General features: G+C 64.8%; 4 protein-coding genes and 2 pseudogenes. 3 read left to right on the top strand and 3 right to left on the bottom strand.

Annotated features, from left to right (window positions below):
• From ABIB16_RS11185 to ABIB16_RS11175, 3 genes and pseudogenes are all read left to right on the top strand, one after another.
• On the top strand, positions 1-136 hold a 136-nt coding region (locus ABIB16_RS11185), incomplete at its 5' end, for an integrase core domain-containing protein (RefSeq protein WP_354436290.1).
• Positions 137-296: 160 nt separating this feature from the next.
• A pseudogene (locus ABIB16_RS11180) lies at positions 297-500 on the top strand (integrase core domain-containing protein); the annotation flags it as partial.
• A 253-nt stretch (positions 501-753) separates the two neighbouring features.
• Positions 754-2,862, top strand: a complete 2,109-nt coding sequence (locus ABIB16_RS11175; protein ID WP_081097732.1) for an acyltransferase family protein — start codon at positions 754-756, stop codon at positions 2,860-2,862.
• A gap of 115 nt (positions 2,863-2,977) precedes the next feature.
• On the opposite strand, the pseudogene ABIB16_RS11170 reads toward ABIB16_RS11175, so the two are convergent.
• The 3 genes and pseudogenes from ABIB16_RS11170 to ABIB16_RS11160 all read right to left on the bottom strand — a co-directional run bounded on the left by ABIB16_RS11170 (position 2,978) and on the right by ABIB16_RS11160 (position 6,157).
• Positions 2,978-3,798 (bottom strand): annotated as a pseudogene (locus ABIB16_RS11170) (transposase).
• Positions 3,799-3,828: 30 nt separating this feature from the next.
• Entirely contained in the window at positions 3,829-4,479 is a 651-nt protein-coding gene (locus ABIB16_RS11165) for a UvrD-helicase domain-containing protein (protein WP_081097721.1), read from the bottom strand.
• A complete protein-coding gene (locus ABIB16_RS11160; RefSeq protein ID WP_354436289.1) occupies positions 4,472-6,157 on the bottom strand; it encodes an ATP-dependent nuclease in 1,686 nt (561 codons plus the stop codon). Before ABIB16_RS11160 ends, ABIB16_RS11165 begins: the two co-directional genes overlap by 8 nt.
• Positions 6,158-6,256 lie beyond the last annotated feature (99 nt).

Raw genomic sequence — 6,256 nt, 5'->3', positions numbered from 1 at the left:
CATCGGCGACTGGAAGGACGAGTACAACCACCACCGCCGGCACTCCTCGCTCGGCTACCTAACCCCAGCCGAGTACGCTCGGCAGTGCACCCATCGAATGGAAACCGGCGACTCACAGAACGTCCGGACCGAATGAAGGGGGCGGCTCACTCCTCGCTCGGCTACCTAACCCCAGCCGAGTACGCTCGGCAGTGCACCCATCAAATGGAAACCGACGACTCACAGAACGTCCGGACCGAATGAAGGGGGCGGCTCACACCCACATAGGAGCGGCACGAAACCCGGGACGCTTCAAGGAGACCGTGAACGGGCTCTACAAGGCCGAGCTCATCCACGCCAAGCGGGTGTGGGAGTCGACCGAGGCGGTCGAGCTGGCCACCATGGGGTGGGTGCACTGGTGGAACACCACCCGCCTGCATGAGGCCCTTGGCTATCACACTCCCGCAGAGGTTGAGGCGGCTTACACTCACGATCAGGATTCAGCGCCCGTTGCATCCTGACCTCGGAACGGAACCCAGGGCGCTTCAGTGAGCAGTAGTCCGGGGAGGCCGACGACGCCTGCGCCTGAGGCGTTCCCTTTCACCTCCACGACGGCGCCCGCGCCCTACCGCGCGAGGGTGCGGGCGCCGTTGTGCGACGTGAGGGCTGGGCCACGAGCCTTAATCCGCTGGTCAGCTTCCCGTTCGAAAGAATCACCCTCAGGCATGATGTTGCCGTTTGCCTTCCCATCCCTCTGACACTGCTGAGGCCACCATGACCAATCCGTCCGTCTATCCCCGCGGCTACCGCCCCCGACACGCGGCTGATGGGCCCGATTCGACTCCTGTGGTGGCCCGAAGGCAGGCGGACTGGCGACCGGAGATCCAGGGTTTGCGCGCGGTAGCCGTCCTTCTGGTGGTGGTGTTCCACATCTTCACGGACAGGGTGTCGGGCGGCGTCGACATCTTCCTGTTCATCTCGGCTTTCTTCCTGACAGGCTCCTTCACCCGCAAGATGGAGGCTGGAAGGCCCCTCGCGGTGGGGCGCTACTGGCTTCACGTCTTCACGCGCCTCATGCCCATGGCGGTGCTGACGATCTTGCTTACCTTGGTTGCCGTTGCCACGGTGTATCCGCTGGCCGACCGTGCTTCGTGGCGGACGGAGGCGCTGGCGTCGGCCCTCTACGTGGAAAACTGGGCCCTGGCGTTCAATGCCGTCGACTACTACGCCGCCGACAACACCTCGCTGTCCCCCTTCCAGCATTTCTGGTCGCTGTCGGTCCAGGGGCAGGTGTTCATCCTGTGGCCGCTCCTCTTCCTTGTCTCAGCCCTGGTGGCCCGCCGCACCGGGGCGCGGCCCCGAGCCGTCCTCACGACTGCGTTCGCCTCGGTGTTCGTCGTGTCCCTGCTGTGGTCGGTGACCCAGACCTCCCAGAACCAGGCGTTCACGTACTTCGACACTCGGGCTCGCCTATGGGAGTTCGCCCTCGGTTCCCTCCTGGCGCTCGTCCTTCCATTCATTCACCTGGGACGGCGCACACGGGTGTTCCTCGGCTGGGCAGGGCTCGCGAGCATGATCGCCGTCGGCGTCGTGGTGGACGTCCAGGGCGCCTTCCCCGGCTGGATCGCGCTGTGGCCGCTGATGTCGGCCACTGCTGTGATCGTCGCGGGCACCAGCGGCTCCCATTTCGGTGTGGACCGGGTACTGGCTTCCCGCCCGCTCACCCGCTTGGGTGACTCCGCCTACGCTCTCTACCTCATTCACTGGCCGCTGCTCATCACCTATTCCGTCCTCACGGGGTCACAGAAACCCGGCGCGGCCGCAGGCGTCGTTCTCGTCGTCGTCTCCCTCGGCGCGGCCCTCCTCCTCTCGGTGCGCGTGGAGCGTCCGCTACGAGCGTGGGGCTGGCCCCAGACGGCCGCCTGGCGGTCCGCCGTCGTACTGGGGACCTGCGCCGCTCTCGTTGTGGCGCCGGTGACCCTGTGGCGCGGCGCCGAGGCAGCGGAGTCCGCACGAGTCCTCGAGGCGGCCGACCGGAACAACCCGGGCGCCGCCGTCCTGCGCCCCGACTACGAGCCAGCTGGAGACCCCGGTGCCCCCGTTCTGCCCGTGGTGGAGGGACGGTACCCCTTCCCCGAGTACCCCGAGGAGTGCGACCCCGCCCTGGAAGCACAGTTGACCGAGGTCGGAGCCGAGTCGTGCCATGTCCTCGTCCCACAAGCAGATCCGGCCGGCGTCGTGCTGATGGCCGGCAACAGCCACGTGATGCAGTGGTCCCCCGCTCTCCGGCGCCTCGGTGAGGAAAGACGGCTGGAGGTCGTCAGCTATACGCGGGGCAGCTGCCTGGTAGCGCCGATGGAGGAGCAGGTGGACGACTCCCCGAAGTGCCCGGACTTCCTCGCGGACCTCAACCTGGTCGTGGAGCATGTACGCCCGGACGTCGTCTTCATGCAGGGCACACGCAGCACCTATGAGGACGAGGAGATGCTCACCCCGGGGATGGTCGGGCGGATGGAGGAGATTGCGGGGACGGGTGCCCATGTCCTCGCACTCCGGGACAACCCCCGGTTCGCGGCCGGATCACCCACAACCTGCGGAAGGACACACGGGATCGATGCGGCGACATGCCGCTGGACGCATACCGTGCTCGATCCGAACACCAGCCCCCTGACCGGACTGGCCGATGCTCATCCCCGCATCGCGCAGGTGCAGCTGAACGACATGATCTGCCCGGGCCGTCAGTGCCAGCCCACGGTGGGCAACGTCCATGTGTACTGGGACGACAACCACCTCACCCCAACGTATGTAGAGACTCTTGCTCCCGTCTTCATCGAGCGTGCGCTGGCGGCCCTGGAGCATGACGGCATGCGTCTAGGACGCTGAGGCTCTCTCGAGCGCGCTGATCAAGGGATGGGAATGGTGCGGGTGTTGATGACACCCTCAGTCCGTTCCCGCTCCTCTATCGGCCTCGAAGAGGTGGGCAGCATGCGGAGCAGAACTACGGCGCCGGGCGCGCCCAGGGCGTGTCTGACACCAGCTTCAACCATGTGACCCCAGTGGTCAGGCGCTCGGCGGGCCGGTAGATGATCGTGCACTCGTCATACCTGGCCACCCGTCCGCGCGACTGCTGCAGGGGCGCATACTGACGTTCGATGACATTGCGGCCCCTACAGGCGACTGCGTCGAAGCCGACGGGGCACCCGCTGCTGCAGCCACGACGCCTGCGGTGGCCCTGATGGTCAGCTCACACGGGGATGACCGCCGCGGCTGCCCAAGCAGTGGAGTCGGCATCGGTCAATCCCCTGCCTGGCTCAGGCGATCAAGCTGGCCAATGGCATTCCTGCCCCCGCGTCGAGCTGATGGATCTTCGTGCTCAACCTGCCACGTGAGCGTCCGATACCGCGACCGGCAGGTTCATCCCGCAGATTCCCGTAGTTCGATCCATCCCCTGCATGGCGGGCAATGTCCGTGGCGTGCTGATGAGCGTGGGCGATCGCGGAGTCCAGTCCGGACCGATCCATCGATGAGGCCCTGGGCGTCGCTGGCGGCCGCCAATGTTGCTAGCACCTCATGCCAGGTGCCCGCAGCTGCCATCCGCCAGCACCAGGTCAGCGCGGTCTGCCAGGGCCCGTAGACCTCGGGCATATCCCGCTACGGAATCTCGTGCCGATGCGGGTAGATGGTCGCCTCGATCATCGCCCGGACATCGGCGAACGGCCGGCCCTGCCGGCTGGCCCGGGCCGGGCCGGGCCAGGCCGGGTGCATCGAAGTGGTCGGCGGCTCCCCATGGGCGTCGGAGAGCGCCTGGATACGAGAGATGCGATCCAGGGCGTCAGCTGGCCCCTGGATTCATTGCCAGACACATTCGAGGCTCCGTCGTCCTCCAGGCACGAAGAAGCCCCCGCACCGATCTGGTCGGTGCAGGGGCCTCTGCTCGGCTCCCCCGGTTGGATTCGAACCAACAACCCTTCGATTATTACTGAAGTTGAACAGGCTCTGTAGTGGGTCACCGAACACCGCAGTGGGGACCGTCATGGCCAGGGCGAGCACCAGCTCGTGTTGATCGACAAGACAGTCCTGATACTCGTCGATGAACAGGTGGGTATAGCTGACTTTGAGCATCTTCCCCACTGCCCTGCTGGTGGCTGTCCGCGCCGCTGCGCGATGGTATTCGGCAGACTTGCTCCAGTCGGGACCACCGGACACGTCGAGCCCCGCGAGACTCGGGAAGTGGGCAATCAGGTCATACGACCATGAATCGATTGTGCGCACGACGACTTGGTCGCTGGCAACGCCAAACTTTTTCATGCGGCGGCGAAGGGCGTCCACACCAGCATGCGTATGCGTCAACACGAGGCATGTCCCGCCTTGCTGGGTAGCTTTTGCCACACTGGCCGCGATCAGCTCGGTCTTCCCAGCACCGGCGGGAAGAGCCACCGAACAGGGTAGTGCCCTGAGTACAACTTCGACTGCTTTCGAGATGGGAGGGTCCTCAACCATCGAAGGACCCCTCCGAAGACTCCGCTGGCGGCTCGGATTCCGCGGCGTAAGCGAAGGTCTGCAGATCGTCGATCACCTTCATCAAGTGGGTGCTGTCCAAATCAGCCCAGTGCCTGATGACGACCTCGGCAAGTTCTTCGCCTCTATCTTCGCGCTTGAACCACTCCTTATCCCTGGCAGTCGCCGCGGCCGCGATGGCACCGCGGATCTCGGTTTCATTGACACCGGCCTGTGCCTGCCATGAAGCGAAGTCGGTTCCAGTCAGCTGATCGTTGTTCAGACTTGCGCCGACATTAGCTCGAATGGAATGCTCACCCCTGATCTCTACGGCTAGGTCAACGAGTGCCTGCAGCCCCTTGGCGCCGAGAGTCTGAATGATCTCATCTTCGATCGCATTGCCCGGACCCCAGCGGTATACGCTTACGCCGGAGTCCATTGCCTGCCTCACCGATTTGTCAATAGCGCGGTCGTCATTATCCACTAGCAGGCAGGCTGGGTAGCCGAGCTGCTGGAAGTGCTGGGCTCGCTTGGTCGACTGGGTCCCTCCCCCTCCATTCACCAACACGACGCCAAGCGAAGCAGCACCAGGCTGCTCAGCGGCGATCCGCTGGGCGTCCCAGTGACGAAGCAGGCCGCGCAGGAAACCCACCTCGGTCGCACCCTCTCCGACAAGTACGCGACGGCCAAGGAGCGCCTCTGGGGCAATACGGAACGTGCCCTGCACGTTGTCGAGGTCTTCAGGAACCGGCTGGCAGGTGGTCACGCCAGTTCCATCCGCGCGGACTACGACGAGATCGACGGCGCTCAGCGTCTTCACCGCGATGGGAGAGTGGGTGGTCATAATGACTTGCAGGTTGCCCCCTTCAGTTCGCTTCTTGAGGTGGTGGAGGACTTGCGCCAGTCGGTGCGGCTCGAGCCCGTGTTCGACCTCGTCGATGGCAATGATCGAGCCGTCGTCCATCGCCTGATCCTGGATCGACAAGCTTGTTAGCCGGCGCGTGCCGAGCCCGAGGCTCGACAGAGGCACGTCACCGTCATGAAGCATCAGCGAATGTGTGGAGGTGGCCGAGCCTGGCTCGAGACCAGGCCGCAGCTCATCAAATTTCCCTGCACCGAAGTTCCCGGCCGACCGCTGAACTTTGGAAGCTGCATCATGTAGGGCGCTCGACTGGGCGTCGAAGACTGCTCTCCGCGCTTCACGGTGGGCATCGAGAACGACAGACGAAGCCCCATCGCTACCATCGGTCAGGCCAGACAGGGCCGATCCGCGCGCCCAGCGAAGGTGGAGGTCGGCCCGTTCACCCAGGCGGAAGAAGCCGAGCTGGCGACGTTGGCTGGCGGAAATCGGGCGGGCGTCTTCAGAGTCGGGGCGCACGACCTCCCACGTCGGATCGAGTTCTGGGGTCACGGTCAGCCTGACGACGAGGCACTCATCGGCCTCCTCGACAGGGTCGTGGACGAGAGTGCCGCCCGGCAGGATGCCTGAGCGGTCTTTGCCAAGCTGGCTCTCCTTGACGAGATTGTCCGGGAGGTTCGTGATCGTTGCCTCGATGACGATGTTCTTGGTTAGGTCAAGGTCGAAGAAATCGGCATCCGTGAACTGCGGGCTGTAGTTCGGGCTGAGTACCAGCCCGATCGCGTCCAACAATGTGGTCTTGGTGCTGTCGCCAGCTCCCACCAAACGGGCGTGTCAACTTGTCTGTGTAAGCGGGGTGGTCACAGGTAGGGGTTGATCCGGTCGGGGTAGGCCGCGGCGAGCTGGGCGAGGGCCTGCTTC

Origin of the sequence: Micrococcus sp. UYEF5, from assembly GCF_040546065.1 — a bacterium.
In the GTDB taxonomy this organism is placed as follows: Bacteria; Actinomycetota; Actinomycetes; order Actinomycetales; family Micrococcaceae; genus Micrococcus; species Micrococcus luteus.
Note: the sequence above shows the minus strand (reverse complement) of the source record. Positions and strands in the feature narration are given on the sequence as shown.